Below are 18,753 nucleotides of genomic sequence, written 5' to 3'. Positions count from 1 at the left end.
TTTGCTCTCCTCACGCCCGGTCCGACGGGTTGCCGGGCATCAAATCATAGGGGTGTTTCCAGCCTGGAACCGCGCTGATGCGGGTCAGCCAGGCGTCGATATTGGGCCACTCGGTCCGGTCAAAGCCGAAGGGTTCGGGATAATACAGGTAACTGCAGCAGCTGATGTCGGCATTGGTAAGGTCCTCCCCTACAATCCACTCGCGCCCCTTCAGGTGATGTTCCAATGTGGCGTATGCGGCTTTCAGGCGGCCCTGCATGAAAGCGATCACTTCCGGCGGCCGGTGTTTTTCCGGCAGGAAGTTGATCAGGAAGCGGGTCATGCCTGCCTGGCTGGACATTTTGTGATTGTCCCACAGGATCCAGCGCAGCACTTCGTATTTGTCTTCTGGCGCGCCGCCGAATTTGCCGGTCTTGTCGGTGATATACTGCTGGATCACGCCGGACTGCGACAGGCACACATCGCCGTCCACCAGAACCGGCGCCTCGGCCATCACGTTCAGGCCGCGGTAATCGTCGGTGCGGTGCGCGCCGCTAAAGAAATCGACAAAGACCGGTTCCCAGGCAAGGCCCGACAGCTCCAGCGCCAGTGCCGCCTTATAGGAATGACCGCTTTCGCCGAAGCAATGCAGTTTTATTGTCATCTGCTGTTCCCTGTGTCTGCTGGCGGAGCGGGGGTTTCACACCCCCGCGCCCCCGTGGAGTATTTTTGGAAAGATGATGCAGCATTAACCCGCCGCATCCTCCTGTTTGCTATCTTGGACCTGCGGTACAGGCTGGAGAGCCGATGGCCGTGAAAGCTGAAGACGTCCCTGCCCATTTGGCGCTGTCCTTGGGGGCAGGGGCACTCTTTCGCCTTCATCTTTCCCCAAATACTCAAGTCCTATCATCAGCCACCCGCCGCTCCGCCGCGGCCCCTGCGCCTACAGCGCCCTTGAAATCAGTTCCTTCATGATCTCATTGGTGCCGCCATAGATCCGCTGCACCCGGGCGTCGGCCCACATCTCACCCACCGCATATTCCTGCATATAGCCGTAGCCGCCATGCAGCTGCAGGCATTCGTCCAGCACTTCGCCCTGGGTATCGGTGATCCAGTATTTCGCCATCGCAGCCTTCTCAACCGTCAGCTTGCCCGCCAGATGCTCGGCAATGCAGTCATCCAGAAAGGCGCGCGCCACTTTGGCTTTGGTCAGGCATTCCGCCAGTTTGAAGCGGGTGTTCTGAAACTGCAGGATCGGACCGCCAAAGGCTTCGCGCTCCTTGCAATAAGCGATGGTGCGGTCCACGGCACCTTCCATGGCGCCCACTGCGCCGCAGGCAATGATCAACCGTTCCTGCGGCAGTTGCTTCATCATCTGATAAAAGCCCTGGCCCTCGGCACCGCCCAGAATGTTTTCCGGCGGGATCTCCACATTGTCAAAGAACAGCTCGGAGGTGTCCGCCGCATGGCAGCCGATCTTGTCGAGGTTGCGGCCGCGGCTGAAACCCGCTGCGCCATCGGTTTCCACCGCCACCAGCGAGACACCCTTGGCACCTGCTGAGGGGTCGGTTTTGGCGGCGACCAGGATCAGGTTGGCGTGCTGCCCGTTGGTGATAAAGGTCTTCTGCCCCGACAGCCGGTAGGCATTGCCGTCCCGTACCGCCTTGGTTTTGATCGCCTGCACGTCCGATCCGGTGGAGGGTTCGGTCATCGCCAGCGCGCCGACCAGTTCGCCGCTGACCATTCTGGGCAGCCAGCGCTGTTTCTGCTCTTCGGTGCCATAGGCCAGGATATAGTGGCCGACGATGCCGGAATGGATGCCCTGGCCCCAGCTGGCCAGATTGGCGCGGCTGCCTTCCATCAGGATCACCGCCTCGTGGCCGAAATCGCCGCCGGCGCCGCCGTATTCTTCGGGGATTGACGGGCAGAGCAGGCCGAGGTCCCCGGCCTGGTTCCAGGTCTCCCGGTCCATCATGCCCTGCTTGCGCCAGGTCTCGAACTTGGGCGCCCATTCATTGGTGATGAACTGGGCGGTCATTCCGGCGAGCATCTGATGCTCATCCGTCATCCATGCGGAGCGCGTCTCGGTCATCTTTCTCCCTTTGGCCGCTTTGCGGGCCTTATCTTTTGCGCGCCTCCAGCTCGGCGTTGAACAGCCGCAGCCGGTGGCTCAGGTTTTCAAAGTCCGTCACGCTGTCGAAATTCTCGAACAGGAATGACAGCGCTTCGCCTTCATCCAGCCCCGCCTCCTGGGCAAACTTCCTGAGCTTGCGATAGCCATCCTCGGTCATTGCAACCGGAAAGCGGCGGGTCAGGCGGAAACGTTTTGGCATCATGTGGTCCTTTGCATGTCAAAGCACCAGCCGGGGAGACGCCCCGGAAGGGGCGCCCGGAAGGCATCAGAAAGCGTCTGCGTCCAGCGCCATCACTGTTTCTGCACCGCTTTCGATGCGGGCCAGGTGCAGTTTGGTCGCGGGCAGCCGCCGTGCCATATAGTACCGGCCGGTTGCGAGTTTCGTCTCATAGAACGCCGCGTCAGAGGACCCCGCGTCAAGCGCTTCCTGCGCGGCCTTGCCCATCTTTGCCCACATCAGGCCCAGGCAGACCTGTCCGAACAGATGCATAAAGTCGTAAGAACCCGCCAGCGCGTGGTTGGGATCCTTCATGCCGTTTTGCATGAAGAACATCCCCGCCGCCTGCAGGTCTTTGGATGCCGCTTGCAGGGGTTTGATGAAGTCCTTGGTGAAAGCCTCTGAAACATCTTTGTTTTCCTGGCAGAACGTCTTTACCAGATCAAAGAACGCCAGCACGTATTTGCCGCCGTGCTGGCCCAGCTTGCGGCCCACCAGGTCCAGCGCCTGCACGCCGTTGGCACCCTCGTAGATCATCGCGATGCGGGCGTCGCGAGTGTATTGCGACATGCCTGATTCTTCGATGTAGCCGTGGCCGCCGTAAATCTGCTGCGCCTGCACGGTCATGTCATAGCCCTGATCGGTCAGGAAGCCCTTGATCACCGGCGTCATCAGCGAGATCAGCCCGTCCGCGTCCTTGTCGTCCGCGCGGTGCGCCTGGTCGATCAGGGTGGCACCCCACAGCAGGAACGCGCGCGCCCCCTCGGCAAAGCTTTTCTGATCCATCAGAGAGCGGCGGATATCCGGGTGCACAATCAGCGGATCGGCGGGGCCGTCCGGGTTCTTGGCGCCGGTCACGTCGCGGCCCTGCAGCCGGTCCTTGGCGTAGTCTACGGCGTTCTGATAGGCGGCCTCGGCCTGCGCCAGACCCTGCATGCCGACCCCCAGCCGCGCCTCGTTCATCATGGTGAACATGGCGCGCATGCCTTTATGCTCTTCGCCCAGAAGCCAGCCGGTGGCGCCGTCATAATCCATCACACAGGTCGAATTGCCGTGAATGCCCATCTTCTCTTCGATCTTGCCGACCGAGACGCCGTTGCGCTCCCCCAGCGAGCCGTCTTCTTTCACCAGGAACTTGGGCACGATGAACAGGCTGACACCCTTGATGCCCTCGGGGCCGCCGGGGATCTTGGCCAGCACCAAATGGACCACGTTTTCCGCCATGTCGTGATCACCGGAGGAGATGAAGATCTTCTGCCCCGAGATCTTGAAACTGCCGTCGCCCTGCGGTTCCGCTTTGCTGCGCATCAGGCCCAGGTCGGTGCCGCAATGCGGTTCGGTCAGGTTCATCGTGCCGGTCCACTGGCAGCTGACCATATTGGGCAGATAGGTGGCTTTCTGTTCGTCCGTGCCATGCACCAGAATAGCCGAGGCGGCGCCATGGGTCAGGCCCTGGTACATGGTGAATGCCTGATTTGCGGAGGAGAAAAACTCCCCCACTGCGGTGCCCATCACATAGGGCATGTTCTGGCCGCCGAATTCCTCCGGCATGTCCAGCCCGGTCCAGCCGCCTTCCTTGACCTGCTCAAAGGCGTCTTTGAAGCCCTTGGGCGTATAAACCACGCCGTTTTCCAGCCGGCAGCCTTCGGTGTCGCCCACCACGTTCAGCGGGTGCAGCACTGCGCTGGCGATCTTGCCGGCTTCTTCCAGCACAGCGCCGGTAAAATCCGGCTCCAGTTCGCTGTATCCGGGGATGCCGCTGCCGGACACCTTCAATACGTCATGCAGGATAAACTGGGCGTCTTTTGCGGGGGCTGTATAAGAAGGCATTGCGGTCCTCTTCAGGGGTCTTGTTGCTTAGGGTCGGTGCCGGGCAGGCCGGCGGGATAGGGCGGGGCGGCGGCCTATTCAGCCGCCTCCTGCTTGGCCCGCATTGAGGCGATCATCTTTTCGCCCCAGGCCAGCTGGTCTTTCAGGTCTTCGATCGCCTCGGTCAGCTCTTCGCGCTGGCGCTCCATATCGGCAAGCCGCTCGCGGCCGACCTCATAGGTCTTGGTGAGCTGGGTCACCTGCTGGTCACCGGCATGGTACAGATCCAGCAGCTGACGGATTTCCTCCAGGCTGAACCCGAACCGCTTGCCGCGCAGGATCAGCTTCAGCCGGGCGCGGTCGCGTTTGGTGAACAGCCGCTTCTGGCCGTCGCGGATCGGGAACAGCAGTTCCTTGGCCTCGTAGAACCGGAGCGTGCGGGGGGTTACATCATATGCCTCGCACATCTCCCGGATGGTCATGGTTTTCTCGGTCATCATCGTTACTCTTACGGCTTGGTGCAGGACCAAGCTGGGCGTATCCGGCTTTTCGATCAAGACTGACTTTACGTTTACGTAAGTTGTACGTTGCGTCACTTTGCGAGCTGTTACCAGTTCGTAAAACGCGCATAAAGTGACGTAACGTTGCAGTCTGGCGGAAGGGGTGCTGGCGGGTTTTGACACCGCATCTGACCTGGAAACCGGCGAATCCGGTTGCCAGATCTGAAAAAGGAAAACCCCGCCACAAGGGGCGGGGTTCAAATTCCAAAAACAGGTGTTCGGCCTACTTCAGCAGCGCCCGGGTGCTTTCGCGCAGCTCGCTCAGCTCTTCAATGGCCTCATTGATCTGTTCACGCTGCTTTTCCAGCTCCGCCAGCTGACGGTCAGCCATATCCATGAACGCATGGTTCTGGGCGTCATTGCTCTCTTTTTCATAGATCATGAGCCACTGGCGGATCTCTTCCAGCTGAAAGCCGAATTTGCGCCCGCGCAGGATCAGCTTCATCCGTGCCCGCTCCCGCGCGCCATAGAAACGCGACCGGCCTTCGCGGTCCGGCTGCAGCAATTCGATGTATTCATAGTAGCGCAGCGTCCGCGGCGTAACCTCGAACTCGGCGCACATTTCTTTGAATGACAATCTGTTGTCGGTCATCCGTCTTCTCCCTTGCCGGGAACCTATGCACTTGCAGCGGACAGTGCAACCTCCGCGGCGGCACTCTTGCGCTTTCGCCGGGGCGGGGCCAAAGATGGATCAGACAAACCAAAGGGACAGCCCAATGGCCGACAAGACCGACCTCGCGCGCCAGTTCATCGAAGCGATCCCCCATGCCCAGCAATTGGGCATGAAGCTGACTGAGATCGGCGACGGTACTGCCGAAATCCGCATGGCCTATGATGAAAAGCTGATCGGCGATCCAGCAACCGGCGTCATTCACGGCGGCGCGGTGTCGGCGCTGATGGACACCTGCTGCGGCGCCGCAGTGATGAGCCACCCTTCGGCCCCCGGCGGCACCGCCACGATTGACTTGCGCATCGACTACATGCGCCCGGCAACGCCGGGGCAGATGATCACCACCCGCGCCACCTGCCACCAGATCACCCGCAGCGTCGCCTTTGTCCGCGCCGTGGCAATGGACGAAGACACAGACCGCCCCGTCGCCACAGCCGCGGGCGCCTTTACCGTGGAGAAGAAGTTTTGAGCCGCCCCCGTCCTGAACCGATCCAGGTGGTCAAGCAGCGCCGCGATGCAGCCCTGTCGGCGCTGGTGGATTCGGTGCCCTACATCCGCTTCCTGAACGTGACTTTTGAGCGTCGCGGCGATGAGCTGACAGCCCAGCTGAATTTCGACGACAAGCTGATCGGCAATCCCTTTTTGCCCGCGATTCACGGCGGGGTGACGGCGGCGTTTCTGGAAATCACCGCGATGATCACGCTGAACTGGTCGCACCTCTGGCAGCGCATCGAATCCGGTGATCTGGATCCTGCGGAAATGGCCAAGGGCAACCTGCCGCGCCAGCCCAAGACCATCGACTTTACCGTTGACTACCTGCGCTCCGGCCTGCCGCGCGACGCCTATGCCCGCGCCCGGGTGAATCGCTCCGGGCGGCGCTATGCTTCGGTGCATGTCGAGGCCTGGCAGGATCACAAGGACAAGCTGTTTGCCCAGGCCACTGGCCATTTTCTGATGCCGCAGGATCAGAACGGCGACGGCTGACCTTATGACCAGCGCGGACACAGACATCACCCACAAGCGGGTGCTGAAGATCGCATTGCCGATTGTGCTGTCTAACGCCACCGTGCCGATCCTTGGCGCGGTGGATACAGGCGTGGTCGGCCAGATGGGCCAGGCCGCCCCCATCGGCGCAGTGGGTATCGGCGCGGTGATCCTGGCGACGATTTACTGGATCTTCGGTTTCCTGCGCATGGGCACCACTGGTTTGGCCGCGCAGGCGCGCGGGGCCGGGGACTGGGGTGAGACCGGCGCCCTTCTGATGCGCGGGCTGCTCTTGGCCTTTGCTGCCGGCGCGGTCTTCATAGTCGCCCAAGGAGCCGTGTTCTGGGGTGCCTTTGCGCTGGCGCCCGCCAGTGCCGAGGTCGAAAGCCTGGCCCGCGACTACCTGCAGATCCGCATCTGGGGGGCGCCGGCCACCATTGCGCTTTATGCGGTCACCGGCTGGCTGATCGCGGTAGAGCGCACCCGCGGCGTGTTCCTGCTGCAGGTCTGGATGAATGGCCTCAACATCGCCCTGGACCTGTGGTTTGTGCTGGGGCTTGGCTGGGGCGTGGAAGGCGTCGCCATCGCCACGCTGATTGCGGAATGGACCGGTCTGGCACTGGGTCTGTACCTGTGCCGCGATGCCTTTGCCGGCGATCAATGGCGCGACTGGGCGCGGGTGTTCGATCCGGCGCGGCTGAAACGGATGATGCAGGTCAACGGCGACATCATGGTGCGCTCGGTGCTGCTCACCGGCTCCTTCACCACCTTCCTGTTCATCGGCTCGGGCATCGGCGACGTGAACCTTGCCGCCAATCAGATCCTGCTGCAGTTCGTCGAGATCACCGCCTTTGCGCTGGATGGATTTGCCTTCTCGGCTGAGGCGCTGGTGGGCGGTGCTGTTGGTGCAAAGGAGCGTGCGCGCGTGCGCCGGGCTGCCGTGGTGACGTCTCAATGGGGCGTTGGCGGTGCAGTCCTGCTGGGGCTGGCTTTTGCCGCCGGAGGCCCCTGGCTGATCGACCTGATGTCAACTTCGGAGGATGTGCGCGCAGCCGGGCGGGTGTTCTTGATCTGGGCCGTGGCAATGCCGGTTCTGGGAATTGCCAGTTGGATGTTTGACGGCATCTACATCGGGGCCACCTGGACCCGCGACATGCGGTGGGCGATGCTGCAATCGGTGGCCATCTATGTGGCGGCGCTGCTGCTGCTGGTTCCAGCCTTTGGCAATCACGGCCTATGGGCCGCGCTGATAGTCCTGAACATCGCCCGCGGCGTCACGCTGGGCCTGCGCTACCCGCGGCTGGAGGCACAGGTGGGCGCCTGAATGCCTATTGCCCCGCCGCAGCCGATTACAGCAGCGTTTCAATCGCCTCGGTGGGGCGGCCGATCACGGCCTTGCCGCCCTTGATCGCAATCGGGCGCTCGATCAGGATCGGGTTCGCGGCCATCGCTGCCAGCAGCTCTTCCTCGGTGCTGTCCTTGGTCAGGCCCAGCTCCTTAAAGACCTTCTCGCCGGTCCGCACCATCTCAATGGCCAAGACGCCAAGGGCGGTCTGAACCGTCTTCAACTCCGCAACCGAGGGCGCATCTTCCAGATACACCCGCGTCTGCACATCCGCGCCGCTCTCCTCAATCAGCGCAAGGCCTGCGCGGGATTTTGAGCATTTCGGGTAATGCCAATATGTAATCACAGCCAATCCTTCCGTTTGGTTCCAACCGCTTCTGCGACGTTGTCAAAGCCATCCCGCGCCAGCAGCGCGTCCAGCCCGCGGGCGATGTCTCCGGCCAGCGACAGCCCGCCATAGACCATCGCGGTGTAGAACTGCACCGCTGACGCCCCGGCGCAGATCTTGGCATAGGCCTGCTCCGCCGTGCTGATGCCGCCGACACCTACCAGCGGCACCTTGCCGTCCAGCAGTTCCGACAACTGCGCCAGAACGCGGGTGGATTTCTCAAACAGAGGTGCGCCGGACAGCCCGCCGGCCTCATCCTTGTGGGCGCTTCGCAGACCGTAGCGCGACAGGGTGGTGTTGGTGGCGATCACCGCGTCAATGCCGGTCTCCAAGGCAACGGCGGCGATGTCCTCAATCCCTTCGCGGTCCAGATCCGGGGCAATTTTCAGGAACACCGGCACCCGGCGGCTGAGGCCGTTACGGGTGTCGATCACGCCCGCCAGCAGCGCCGACAGAGCCGCCTTGCCTTGCAGGTCGCGCAGTTTTTCTGTGTTAGGCGAGGACACGTTGACGGTGGCAAAATCCAGGTGCGCGCCGCAATGGGCCAGCACCTTGGCAAAATCCGCCGCGCGGTCCTCGCTGTCCTTGTTGGCGCCAAGGTTCAGCCCGATCACCGCCTCGCGGGGACGTTGCGCCAGACGCGCGCCGATCGCCTCCATGCCTTTGTTGTTGAAGCCAAAGCGGTTGATTGCTGCCTTGTCCTCGGTCAGGCGGAACAGGCGCGGTTTGGGGTTGCCGGGCTGGGCGCGCGGGGTGGCAGCGCCAACCTCGATAAAACCGAAGCCGGATTTGGACAATGGCGCCAGGGCCTCGGCGTTTTTGTCATAGCCTGCCGCCAGCCCCACCGGGTTCGGCAATTCAATGCCCGCCAGCGTGGTCTTGAGCCGGGCAGAAGTTACCGGGCCGGGCGCTGGGGCCAGGCCCATGGTCAGCGCTTTCACGGACAGCCCATGCGCAGTTTCCGGATCGACCTTGTGCATTGCGGCCAGTGCCAGCTTCTCTGTCAGCTTCATGCCATCTCCTCCGGGAACTGGTGCACGCCCTCCGCCAGCGGCAGCGGCTTGGACCAGACCACGTCCGACATGCGGAGATTGCGGTAAAGATGCGGGAATTCGGCGCCGCCTCGGGACACTTCCCACTTGAGATCAGCCCCCATTGCAACCGCATCGCAGGCCAAGAGGGTCAGCCCCTCGGCCCCGGCAAAATGCTTGGCCGCGGTTTCCGCCGCCTGGGTTGCGGTGGAGAAATGGACATAGCCGTCCGCCACATCAATCGGCGCGCCGGTGGTTTCGCCCGCCGCCTGCAGTGCGGCCCATTCGTCCGCCCGGAAAATCTTGTAAATCAGCATGACGGCCTGATGCCTTGTGTTTGCAGGTGAATCAAGGGGGATTGGCGCCAGCAGCCGCGCAGAGCTGACGCGAGGGGAGGCAGCGGCGTGGCTTTTCCCCTTTGACCGGCGCGGGCTTTGGGCGCAGGCTCTGTCTAAAACAGAACAACGGGAGCGCTCCTCATGATTGCACGCATTCTCACTTCGGTTGCAGCCCTGACCCTCACAGCCGGCGCGGCGGCCGCGGAGTACAAGCTGACCATCCTGCACACCAACGACTTCCACGCGCGGTTCGAACCGATCAATAAATATGACAGCACCTGCGACGCTGAGGATCAGGCCGAGGGCAAGTGTTTCGGCGGCACCGCGCGGCTGGTGACAGCGATTGCCGACGCGCGGGCGCGGGCTGAAAATACAATCCTGGTGGATGGCGGCGACCAGTTTCAGGGTTCGCTGTTCTATACCTACTACAAGGGCAAAGCCGCGGCGGAGTTCATGAACCAGCTGGGCTATGACGGGATGACCGTCGGCAACCACGAATTCGACGACGGGCCGGAGGTGCTGCGCGGGTTCATGGATGCGGTGGGTTTTCCGGTTCTGATGTCCAATGCGGATGTCTCGGGCGAACCGGCGCTGGCGGATGTGCTGAAGAAATCCACGGTGATCGAGCGCGGCGGCGAAAAGATCGGTCTGATCGGCCTGACACCCGAAGATACGCATGAGCTGGCAAGCCCCGGTAAAAACGTGCATTTCTCCGATCCCGTGGCGGCGGTGCAGGCGGAGGTGGACAGGCTGACCGCAGAAGGCGTGACCAAGATCGTGGTGCTGAGTCACTCCGGTTATGGCGTCGATCAGCGGGTGGCGGCGGAAACCAACGGCGTTGACGTGATCGTTGGCGGCCATAGCAACACCTACCTGTCCAATGTGTCAGAGAAGGCTGCAGGGTCATACCCGACCGTGGTGAACGGGGTGCAGATCGTGCAGGCCTATGCCTATGGCAAGTTTCTGGGCGAACTGAATGTGACATTTGACGATGCAGGCAATGTGACCAGCGCGACTGGCGAGCCGCTGATCATGGATGCCGCCGTCAGCGAGGATTCGGCCACCCTGGACCGGATCGCGGAACTGGCACAGCCGCTGGATGAGATCCGTAACAAGGTGGTGGCGGAGACCGCGGAGCCGGTCGAGGGCAGCCGCGATGTCTGCCGGGTGCAGGAATGTCCGATGGGCAATCTGGTGGCTGATGCGATGCTGGACCACGTGCGGGATCAAGGCGTGACCATTGCCATTGCCAACTCCGGCGGCATCCGCGCCAGCCTGGATGCAGGCGCCGTCACCATGGGAGAGGTGCTGACCGTCCTGCCGTTTCAAAACACGCTGTCGACCTTTGAGATCAGCGGCGGAACCCTCATCCAAGCGCTGGAAAACGGGGTCAGCCAGGTGGAGGACGTCAAGGGCCGCTTTCCGCAGGTCGCAGGCCTTACATTCAGCTGGGACGCCTCAGCTGCGCCGAACGAGGGCCGCATCAGGCAAGTGATGGTGGCCGAGGGCGGGGGTTTTGTGCCGATTGATCCGGCAAAGAGATACCTTGTGGTCACCAATGACTATGTCCGCAACGGCGGCGATGGTTATGCGATGTTCGAGGGCGACGACAAGAATGCGTATGATTTTGGCCCGGATGTGGCCGATGTGCTGGCAGAATATCTGGCGGCGCAGGGCCCGTATACGCCCTATACCGACGGGCGGATTTCTCGGGTGAAATAGACAGGGAAATATAGGTCCGAAGCGGCCTGAATGTTTCGCGCGCGAAACATTCGGGCAGGGAGGCTGCCGCATTATGTTCGGAGATTTTTAACCTTTGCCGGCGGTTCGTAAACGGGCTGGCGGGTGGCTGGGGGGCATGGCAGAATGCAGGTCATGGACCACCCGCTGATCGACCTTATCAACGCCCGTATCGAAGCCGCTGAAAAGGACGGCGCCTTTGACAACCTGCAAGGCGCGGGCAAGCCGCTGCCGGACTGCGGCGATCCGGAAAACGCGCTGGTCAACCGGCTGGTGCGCGAAAGCGGCGGGGTGCCGGAGTTCGTCAGCCTGTCGCGGGAGCTGCAGCGGCTGCGGGCTGAACTGCGCGAGGCCGGCGACCGCAGCCGCCGGCAGGAGATCCTGAAAGAGATGTCGATGATGGATGCGCGGATCGAGATCGCGCGCAAGGCCTATACCAAGTAGGCTCCGTTACCCTTTGATTTCCGGCCAGATTTCCGGGTCCAGCCCGTCGATGAAGGGCGCCAGCACGTCCGCGTATTTCTCCCACTTGCCGATTGAGCGTGTGTGCGCCGTCTGCCTTACTTGGGTGTTCGACAGCGTTAGCACCTGGCCCTCGTGCCGTTCCGGGTGGGCCATGTCCTCAACCCACTCCAGCCCGCAGAAGCCCGCCAGCTTGCGGCTTTCGCCTTCGATATCGGCCACGAAGTCTTCATAGCGCAGGTCATAAATCCGCCCCGGCATCACCTGCCGCCAGTGCTGCATCAGCCGGCCATAGAGGTTGAAACGGTGCGCCATCGCCCTCAGGTCGTAGGCGTAGGTGAGCGAGCTGCCGGAGAAATAGCCGCGCCAGATCGACAGCGCCACATCGCGCGGGTCGCGGCAAAGATGAACAAACCGTGCATCCGGGTAGGCGGTCGCAAGGTGGCCCAGCAGGCGGTAGTTGTCGGGCATTTTGTCGACATAGGCCGCGGTGCCCTCAGGCATTTCCGGCAGGCGGCTGATGTCCTCCGCCACGAAACTGCGGGCGGCCTCGGGGGTGAAGTCCTGATCCGTCTCCAGAAAGGGATGCAGCAGGAAGGCCGGCACGCCGCGCTCACCCAAGGGGAACACATCCGGGTGCAGGCCGATCACGGTTTCGGTCAGTGTGGTGCCGGAGCGCGGCATCCCCACCACATAGATCGGGCGCGGGCCTTCGGGCGTGGTTTCTGCCGGGGTGATATGATCCGGGAAGGCCGCCATGATCCGGGTGAACTGGCGCTCGCTCTCTTCGTAGCCGTAGGGGGTCTGCGCGGCCATACTGGCATTGGCCTCGTCGTTGTGGGCGGCGAAGGCGTCCTTGTCGCCGCCTTGGTCGGATATCCGGGCCAGGGCAAAGCTGGCGTTGGCCCGGTCCAGCGAGCGCGGCGCGGCTGCTTTCAGCGCCTTTTGCGCCACCGGCAGCAGCTCTGCGTTCTGTTCACGGCTGTTGAGCCGGGCCAGCATTTCCAGCACCTGGCTGTCCTTGGGGTCCAGATCCAATATCGCCAGGCAATGGGTGCGGGCGGCTTCAGGCGCGCCGTTGGAGATCAGCTGGCTGGCCAGACGCCGCCGTGCCTCCAGGTTGTCGGGCGCCAGGGTAACGGCCTTTTGCGCGGCTTCTGTGGCCTCGTCCTGCCGCATCAGCCGGGCCAGCGGCAGGCTGATATTGGTCAGCGCGTCCACGTCATCGGGGTTCAGGCGCAGGGTGGCCTGATAGTCTTCCAGCGCCGCTTTTTCATCGCCAAGGTTCTTCCAGGCCATGGCGCGCAGCCGCAGCATCCGCGGTTGTTTGCCATCGCGGGCGAGCGCATCGCTTGCCGTGGCGATAGCCGCTTCGGGATCATTCTGCACCAGCTGCGCCTGCGCCTTCAGGTACAGCGCGCCCTGATCAGCGGGCAGATCCGCCAGCACCCGGTCCAGCAGTTTCATTGCGGTCCCGCCCTGCTGCAGGAACAGCAGTGTCTGCGCCAGGTTCTTGCGGGCGTCATGAAAGCCGGGCGCCAGGGCCAGCGCTTTCTTGAAATGCGGCACCGCATCGCGGTGTTTGCCAAGCCCGGACAGGGAGATGCCCGCGATGTTGGGAAAATCCGGATGGGTCTTGTGCCGTTTCATCCCGGCTTTGGACTGTTTCAGCGCCTGTTTGAACTTGCCCTGATTGAGAAAGCCGAACGCTGCCTGGAGGTCGTTCTGAAGAGTCATGTGGCCTATCCGTCTCGTTGTGTCAGGGCGGCTGCTTCCCGGATGTGCGCAGGCACTTTGCGCGGGGGCAGTCCTGGGTTAGAAAATCAGCATGTGCGGACGATTTGCCATAACCCTGCCCAATGATGCAATGGCGCAGCTGTTTGCGGCGCAGCCTGCGAACACTTTGCCGGATGTGCCTGATTTTAATGTCTGCCCCACCAATACGGTGCACGCAGTGCAGGCCGGGGAGGGGGACCGCCAGCTAGTTCCTATGCGCTGGGGATTCCTGCCGCAGTGGAATACGGCTGAGACCGCCGGGCCGCTGCTGATCAATGCCCGCGCGGAAACCATTGCGCAAAAACCCGCATTTGCCGCCGCCTGCCGCAAACGGCGCTGTCTGATCCCGGCCACGGGGTTCTATGAATGGACCAAAGCAGGGGATGGCGCCCGGCTGCCCTGGTACATCCGCCGCAGCGACGCAGCCCCCTTGGCCTTTGCCGCCATCTGGCAGAGCTGGGGAGCGGCGGATCCGGTCAAGACCTGCGCCATTGTCACCACCGCGGCAAATGAGGCGCTGTCGGCCATTCACCACCGGATGCCATTGATCCTGGAGCCGCAGGACTGGGGCAGATGGCTGGGCGAGGACGGGCCAGGCGCCGCGCGGCTGATGCAGCCGGGGGCGGCGGGCATTCTGGATTTCCACCGGGTGGATCCGGCGGTGAATTCCAACCGGGCCAGCGGGCCGGAGCTGATTGAGCCGTTCGAGGACGGGGATATCCCGCGCGGCCACCTGATCTGATCAGGTTATTCGGCTGCTTGGCGGGACGGCAGGTCGCGCTGCGGCGCGCGGCTCAGGCCATTGGCGGCGATGGCTGCCTTTTGCAGCAGGGCCACAAAGATCTCCTGTTCTGAATTGGTAAGTCCCGTCAGGATGCCGGGCTGCGCGGCCCGCACAACCGGCAGGATCCGTTCCAGCAAGGCTTCGCCTTCACCGGTCAGGCTGACCTCGCGCGCCCGCCGGTCCGCCTTGGAGATCCCGCGGGCCACCAGCCCCTTCTCCACCAGCCGGTCCACCACCTTGCCCAGGGTGGCCCGGTCATAGGCGATGAGTCCGGCAACCGAGGCCTGGTCGATGCCGGGATGGCGGTGGATCGCGGCCATGGCGGAGAATTGCACCGGGGTGAGGTCGGCACCTTCCTCGGCCATCCGTTCCATGAACTGGGCGACCGAGATCTGATGCAGCCGCCGGATCAGGTGGCCGGGCAGGGTGTGAATGTCCAAAGGGTCGCTGTCCATGGCCTTCTGGTCCTTGCCGGCCTGTAAGGGCCGGTCTGCTGGTGCCGGTTTGCTGTTTCGGGCCTTCTGCCCGCGGGTCTGTTCACCTTGACTGCCATACTGCCCTGTGCGCAGTACGTGCAAGTTTTATTGCCGCAACGGCGGCATTTGCGGCTTTTCCTTGCCGAAGGCGCGGGGTAGGCATGGGCCATGGCGCTGAAATTCACCTCCCTGCAAGACTTCTATGCCCACGGGTTCGACACTGTGATCGATGTGCGCAGCCCGGCGGAATATGCAGAGGACCATGTGCCGGGCGCAATCAGCTTGCCGGTGCTGGACAATGACGAACGGGCCGAGGTCGGCACCATCTATGTGCAGGACAGCCCGTTCAAGGCGCGCAAGCTGGGCGCGGCGCTGGTGTTCCGCAATGCCGCAAACCACATCGAGCAGCATCTGAGCCACCATGAGGGCGGCTGGAAACCGCTGGTCTATTGCTGGCGCGGCGGTCAGCGATCGGGGTCCTTCACCTGGATGCTGCAACAGATCGGCTGGCGCGCCGAGGTGGTGGAGGGCGGCTATCAGACCTATCGGCGTCTGGTGAATACAGCGCTGTATCAGATTGCATTGCCGCATCGGATGGTGGCGCTGGACGGCTATACCGGATCGGCCAAGACCGAGGTGCTGAAGCGGGCCGGAGCCTTGGGCGTGCAGGTGCTGGATCTGGAGGGGCTGGCCAATCACCGCGGCTCGCTTCTGGGGGACATGCCGACACCGCAACCGTCGCAGAAGGGGTTTGAATCCGCCCTGGCGGGCGCCTTGATGCGGCTGGACCCCAGCCGCCCGGTGCTGGTGGAGGCGGAATCGAGCAAAGTTGGCCAGCGGATCATTCCGCCTTCGATCTGGGCGGCAATGAAGCAGGCACCGAGGATTGACCTGCAGGTGCCGGTTGCGGCCCGCTGCCGCTATTTGGTGGCGGCTTATGACGACATCCTGTCAAACGCGGACGGTCTGCGCAAAAAACTGGCCCCTTTGCGCGCGTACCGCTCAGGCGCGGTTGTTGATGGTTGGTTCACCAGCATTGCCAAGGGCGACAAAGCCGGTCTGACCGAGGCGCTGATGGCCGAGCATTATGACCCCGCCTACCGCAAGTCCCGCACGGCAATCGGCGCAGAGGTTGCCGCCACTGTCGACGCAGAGGCGCTGGATGACGCGGGCCTGGATGCCGCCGCGGCGCAGGTGGCTGCGCTCATGTCCGGTCTCTGATAGAAGTTCTCCCGCCCGTCGCCGGAGCATCTGCGATGCCCCGCTCCCGTTGGGCGTGGCGCTGCGCTGGCGCGCAGCGTGCCTCCGCTCCCGGCGGCAAAGCCGCCTGCCAGGCAGCGGGACGGGAGTATTTTCACAAAGGTGAAGCACCGGAACCGGGCTTCTTTCTGGTTGAAACTACCCCGGGGTGAATTGGTCCGCAGGGCCAAGAGGGGCTGGCCCCTGTGCGCCGGGCGCCGCTAGGCGCTGAGGGTGATGGCGCCGGGGCTTGACGTTACCTTGCCGGCGCGCGCAGCCGGGTATCCGGCAGCGCGCAGCCGGTTCAGCAAATCATCGGCCTGATCCGCGGCGACCGCTGCCAGCAGGCCGCCCGCGGTTTGAGGGTCGAACAGCAGGTCCTGCCAGCCAGTGGTTTTCAGCTCCGGTACAGCGGCTTGATTGGCGGGAAACAGCGAGGAGCGGATGCCGCGGTCCGCCAGTTCAGCGGCGCCCTGCATCAGGGGAATCTTACTGGTGAAGATTTTTGCGCCCGCGCCGGAGGCCTCGCAGATACCAAGCAGATGGCCAATAAGGCCAAAGCCGGTCACGTCGGTCATTGCGCGGGCGTCCTGCAGGATGCGGGCGGCGTTGCCCTGCGGCTGGCTCATCTGGTCCAGTGCGGCGGCGACCCATTCCCCCTTGGCCAGACCGGCCATTTCCGCGGCCATCAGCACGCCGGAGCCAATGGGTTTGGTCAGGATCAGCGCGTCGCCCGGTTTGGCACCCGCCAGGGTGATGGCAGGGCGGGGGCAGAGGCCGGTGACGGTGAACCCGATGGTCAGCTCATCCCCCAGCGAGGTATGGCCGCCGATGATGGCAGCGCCGGCCCGCTGCATGACGTCCGAGGCGGCAGCCATGATCTCCTGCAGGGTCCGGGCCTGCAGGCCGGGTGACATCCGCGGCAGGATCAGGTTGGCGGTGGCGGCCTGCGGGTCTGCCCCCATCGCCCAGATGTCGCCAAGCGCGTGGACGGCGGCGATGCGGGTCATCAGGACCGGATCATTGGTGAAGCTGCGCAGATGGTCGGTGCTGATCACCTGATTGACGCCGCCGGTGGTCAGAAGCGCGGCGTCGTCGCCGGGCAGCGGGGTGATGTCTGTGCGGCCCGCAGGCTCAAGACCTGCGAGCGCGCCAAGCAGCGCGTCGCGGCCGACCTTGGCGCCGCAGCCGCCGCACATGGGCTTGTCGCCAAGTGCGGCCTCCATGCCCAGTGTGTGTTCGGCCGGCAGGGGCGGCGCGTCCATTGCAGGCAGGTCGCGGAACTTCTCCATAAAGGCCTGGTCGATACGGTCTTTCCAGGACCACATCAAGGGGCCGGCCAGGGTGGTGCCGAAGCGTTCGCCCAGGGCTTCCTTACTGCCCATGGAGATGAGTTTCAGGTAGTCTTTTTGCGGGCGGTACCTGCGCAAAGGATCGCCGGTCAGGGTGCCGCGCAGGTTGTGGTACAGCACCGGCGCCTGGCGCACCGCATAAACGCCGGCCTTGGGGCGCGGGGCAAAGTCCATATGGGCGCAGTCGCCGGTGGCAAAGACGTTGGCGGCGGAGCTTTGCAGGGTATCACTGACCCGGATGAAGCCGTCCTGCAGGTCCAGACCGCTGTCTGCGAGCCAGCCGTAGGGGCGGGCGCCGGCGGCGCCGGTGGTAAAGTCCGACAGGATCTCGCGCCCGTCTTCCAGCACGATATAGCCGTCACAGATGCGCGCGATTTTCGCGTTCTCCTCTAGCCGGACGCCCTGTTCGACCAGAGCGCGGCGGAGGGTCTGGCGGGCCTTTTTGCCAATCGCGCGCAAGGCCTGGTCGCTGTCGATCAGGGTTGCCTGCGCCAGCCGGCCGCGGGATCTGAGGGCAAAGGCCATAGCCAGGATCAGCTCTGCCCCCGCCACGCCGCCGCCGATCACGGCGACATGGGCGGGGGTGTCACCGTCGCGGAACGCGTCCCATTGGGCGGCGAAACGTCCCAGCGGCTTGGCAGGGATCCCGTGGTCTGCAAAGCCCGGCAGGTCCGGCATGGCAGAGGTGATGCCGACATCAACCGAGGCCACGTCATAGGCAATCGGCGGGCGGCCCGGCACATGCACCAGCCGGGCCGCGGTGTCGATATGCGCGGCGGCCCCCAGAACCACACGGGCACCGGCAAAACGGCTGAGGCGCACCAGGTCGATGTCCAGTTCGTCACGCGCGTAATGTCCGGCCACAAATCCCGGCAGCATGCCGGAATAGGGCGCAGTGGGGCCGGGGTTGATGACGGTGAGCCGGGCGCCGGGCAGCGGACGCATGCCCCATTTGCGCAGCACCAGCGCGTGGGTGTGGCCGCCGCCGACCAGCACCAGATCGCGGGTCAGCGGCAAGCGGGAGGTGTCCATCACGGTTCAGGCCTTCCTGAGTGGTCTGCGTTCAGTCTTCGGCGGGCGGGGTGTGGGTCGGGTGGCGGCGTTCCTCGTCCTCGGGCGTGTCATGGGTGGCCCAATGGTCATCCTCGCCCGCCGAGGGCATGGTATCGCGGCTCTCTTGCCGGTGGATATGCACCTTGGCAATGAAATTGGCGGTGATCGGCGCAGTCAGGAACAGGAACAGGGTGATCATCAGCTCATGCACCGAGAAGTATTTCTCAAACACTGCCGCATGCAGCATCGAGGCCAGCAGCACGCCGCCGACGCCCAGGGTGGTGGCCTTGGTCGGGGCATGCAGGCGCGACATCGGATCGTTGAGCTTCAGCAGCCCGAAGGAGCCGACAAAGCCGAAGACCCCGGCAATCACCAGAAAGGCGGCAACGAGGAATTCAAACAGGGTTTCCATCTTT

The 18,753-nt window shown here is 63.6% G+C and carries 20 protein-coding genes; 7 read left to right on the top strand and 13 right to left on the bottom strand.

From position 1 onward, the window contains the following. Positions 1–10: 10 nt before the first annotated feature. The 6 genes from K3557_RS10070 to K3557_RS10045 all read right to left on the bottom strand — a co-directional run bounded on the left by K3557_RS10070 (position 11) and on the right by K3557_RS10045 (position 5,291). The gene (locus K3557_RS10070) at positions 11–643 is read right to left on the bottom strand and encodes a glutathione S-transferase family protein (RefSeq protein ID WP_259999474.1); all 633 of its coding nucleotides are present in this window, start codon (positions 641–643) and stop codon (positions 11–13) included. 279 nt (positions 644–922) lie between these two features. Then, on the bottom strand, positions 923–2,071 hold the full coding sequence (locus tag K3557_RS10065; RefSeq protein WP_259999472.1) for an acyl-CoA dehydrogenase family protein: 1,149 nt from the start codon (positions 2,069–2,071) through the stop codon (positions 923–925). Between the two features lie 28 nt (positions 2,072–2,099). Continuing rightward, a complete protein-coding gene (locus K3557_RS10060; protein ID WP_027259316.1) occupies positions 2,100–2,312 on the bottom strand; it encodes a hypothetical protein in 213 nt (70 codons plus the stop codon). 66 nt (positions 2,313–2,378) lie between these two features. After that, entirely contained in the window at positions 2,379–4,160 is a 1,782-nt protein-coding gene (locus K3557_RS10055; RefSeq protein ID WP_259999470.1) for an acyl-CoA dehydrogenase C-terminal domain-containing protein, read from the bottom strand. A 74-nt stretch (positions 4,161–4,234) separates the two neighbouring features. Beyond that, positions 4,235–4,636: a MerR family DNA-binding transcriptional regulator gene (locus tag K3557_RS10050; RefSeq protein WP_259999468.1), complete on the bottom strand. Its 402-nt coding sequence runs from the start codon at positions 4,634–4,636 to the stop codon at positions 4,235–4,237. A gap of 286 nt (positions 4,637–4,922) precedes the next feature. Further along, positions 4,923–5,291 carry a MerR family DNA-binding transcriptional regulator gene (locus K3557_RS10045; protein WP_259984848.1) on the bottom strand — a complete coding sequence of 123 codons (369 nt, stop codon included), beginning with the start codon at positions 5,289–5,291 and terminating at the stop codon, positions 4,923–4,925. A 124-nt stretch (positions 5,292–5,415) separates the two neighbouring features. On the opposite strand from K3557_RS10045, the gene K3557_RS10040 reads away from it, so the two are divergent. The 3 genes from K3557_RS10040 to K3557_RS10030 are packed head-to-tail and all read left to right on the top strand — an operon-like array spanning position 5,416 to position 7,677. Then, positions 5,416–5,838 carry a PaaI family thioesterase gene (locus tag K3557_RS10040; RefSeq protein WP_259984846.1) on the top strand — a complete coding sequence of 141 codons (423 nt, stop codon included), beginning with the start codon at positions 5,416–5,418 and terminating at the stop codon, positions 5,836–5,838. Then, on the top strand, positions 5,835–6,353 hold the full coding sequence (locus tag K3557_RS10035) for a PaaI family thioesterase (RefSeq protein ID WP_259984844.1): 519 nt from the start codon (positions 5,835–5,837) through the stop codon (positions 6,351–6,353). Before K3557_RS10040 ends, K3557_RS10035 begins: the two co-directional genes overlap by 4 nt. 4 nt (positions 6,354–6,357) lie before the next feature. Next, the gene (locus K3557_RS10030; protein WP_259999466.1) at positions 6,358–7,677 is read left to right on the top strand and encodes an MATE family efflux transporter; all 1,320 of its coding nucleotides are present in this window, start codon (positions 6,358–6,360) and stop codon (positions 7,675–7,677) included. A 25-nt stretch (positions 7,678–7,702) separates the two neighbouring features. Here K3557_RS10030 and arsC read toward each other — a convergent pair whose 3' ends face one another. The 3 genes from arsC to K3557_RS10015 are packed head-to-tail and all read right to left on the bottom strand — an operon-like array spanning position 7,703 to position 9,434. Beyond that, on the bottom strand, positions 7,703–8,044 hold the full coding sequence (arsC, locus tag K3557_RS10025) for an arsenate reductase (glutaredoxin) (RefSeq protein ID WP_259999601.1): 342 nt from the start codon (positions 8,042–8,044) through the stop codon (positions 7,703–7,705). Continuing rightward, on the bottom strand, positions 8,041–9,099 hold the full coding sequence (locus K3557_RS10020; protein WP_259999464.1) for a quinone-dependent dihydroorotate dehydrogenase: 1,059 nt from the start codon (positions 9,097–9,099) through the stop codon (positions 8,041–8,043). Before K3557_RS10020 ends, arsC begins: the two co-directional genes overlap by 4 nt. Further along, complete coding sequence (locus tag K3557_RS10015) at positions 9,096–9,434, bottom strand: DUF952 domain-containing protein (protein ID WP_259999462.1); 339 nt, start codon at positions 9,432–9,434, stop codon at positions 9,096–9,098. Before K3557_RS10015 ends, K3557_RS10020 begins: the two co-directional genes overlap by 4 nt. 162 nt (positions 9,435–9,596) lie before the next feature. Here K3557_RS10015 and K3557_RS10010 point away from each other — a divergent pair, with 162 nt between their 5' ends. Then, the gene (locus K3557_RS10010) at positions 9,597–11,177 is read left to right on the top strand and encodes a bifunctional UDP-sugar hydrolase/5'-nucleotidase (RefSeq protein WP_259999460.1); all 1,581 of its coding nucleotides are present in this window, start codon (positions 9,597–9,599) and stop codon (positions 11,175–11,177) included. 153 nt (positions 11,178–11,330) lie between these two features. Then, positions 11,331–11,639 (top strand): DUF1992 domain-containing protein, encoded by a 309-nt coding sequence (locus K3557_RS10005; protein ID WP_259999458.1) that lies wholly within the window; start codon positions 11,331–11,333, stop codon positions 11,637–11,639. Positions 11,640–11,645: 6 nt separating this feature from the next. On the opposite strand, the gene K3557_RS10000 is transcribed toward K3557_RS10005, so the two are convergent. Then, positions 11,646–13,394: a tetratricopeptide repeat-containing sulfotransferase family protein gene (locus tag K3557_RS10000; protein ID WP_259999456.1), complete on the bottom strand. Its 1,749-nt coding sequence runs from the start codon at positions 13,392–13,394 to the stop codon at positions 11,646–11,648. A gap of 91 nt (positions 13,395–13,485) precedes the next feature. Between K3557_RS10000 and K3557_RS09995 the strand changes: the two genes are divergently transcribed. Beyond that, complete coding sequence (locus tag K3557_RS09995; RefSeq protein WP_259999454.1) at positions 13,486–14,175, top strand: SOS response-associated peptidase; 690 nt, start codon at positions 13,486–13,488, stop codon at positions 14,173–14,175. 5 nt (positions 14,176–14,180) lie between these two features. Here the strand turns inward: K3557_RS09995 and K3557_RS09990 are convergent, their stop codons facing one another. After that, positions 14,181–14,672: a MarR family winged helix-turn-helix transcriptional regulator gene (locus tag K3557_RS09990; protein WP_259999452.1), complete on the bottom strand. Its 492-nt coding sequence runs from the start codon at positions 14,670–14,672 to the stop codon at positions 14,181–14,183. 189 nt (positions 14,673–14,861) lie between these two features. On the opposite strand from K3557_RS09990, the gene mnmH reads away from it, so the two are divergent. Beyond that, complete coding sequence (mnmH, locus tag K3557_RS09985) at positions 14,862–15,914, top strand: tRNA 2-selenouridine(34) synthase MnmH (RefSeq protein ID WP_259999450.1); 1,053 nt, start codon at positions 14,862–14,864, stop codon at positions 15,912–15,914. Between the two features lie 239 nt (positions 15,915–16,153). On the opposite strand, the gene selD is transcribed toward mnmH, so the two are convergent. Both selD and K3557_RS09975 read right to left on the bottom strand, forming a co-directional pair. After that, positions 16,154–18,316 (bottom strand): selenide, water dikinase SelD, encoded by a 2,163-nt coding sequence (gene selD / locus K3557_RS09980; RefSeq protein ID WP_259999448.1) that lies wholly within the window; start codon positions 18,314–18,316, stop codon positions 16,154–16,156. A gap of 31 nt (positions 18,317–18,347) precedes the next feature. Continuing rightward, positions 18,348–18,749: a Na+/H+ antiporter subunit G gene (locus K3557_RS09975; RefSeq protein WP_259999446.1), complete on the bottom strand. Its 402-nt coding sequence runs from the start codon at positions 18,747–18,749 to the stop codon at positions 18,348–18,350. Between the last annotated feature and the right edge of the window lie 4 nt (positions 18,750–18,753).

This window comes from Leisingera sp. M523, assembly GCF_025141335.1.
GTDB lineage: Bacteria > Pseudomonadota > Alphaproteobacteria > Rhodobacterales > Rhodobacteraceae > Leisingera.
This window is presented reverse-complemented; position numbering and strand designations above follow the sequence as displayed.